This is a genomic window from Arsenicicoccus sp. UBA2120 (assembly GCF_002330965.1).
Classification (GTDB): Bacteria; Actinomycetota; Actinomycetes; order Actinomycetales; family Dermatophilaceae; genus Arsenicicoccus; species Arsenicicoccus bolidensis.
The window spans coordinates 2,994-3,292 of the sequence record NZ_DCYC01000020.1 but is presented as its reverse complement, the minus strand read 5'-3'; the positions used below and the strand labels follow the sequence as shown (position 1 = coordinate 3,292).

The following is a 299-nucleotide window of genomic DNA, read 5'->3' as shown; positions in this document are numbered from 1 at the left end:
ACGACGGCCGGTCGATGCCTCCGCCGGGGGCAGGTCTGCGCGGTAGCGCGCGAAGGACGGCACCAGCGCCGACGCCGCCAGCACCAGGACGACCACGAGCACGCCGCCGGCCAGCGTCGCCCACGCCGCCCCCACGAGGCCCGCCGCATAGCCGTGCGCCACGTCCGCGATGCGGGGCCCACCGGCCACCACCACGATGAAGATCCCCTGCAGCCGGCCACGCACCTCCGGCGACGCCGCCGACTGCAGCATCGACTGCCGGAACGCCGCCGACACCATGTCCGCCGCCCCCGCCATGG

The 299-nt window shown here is 76.6% G+C and carries 1 pseudogene; it reads right to left on the bottom strand.

Annotation, left to right across the window (positions count from 1 at the left end):
* Nucleotides 1–299, bottom strand: a pseudogene (locus B2P18_RS02090) (MFS transporter); the annotation flags it as partial.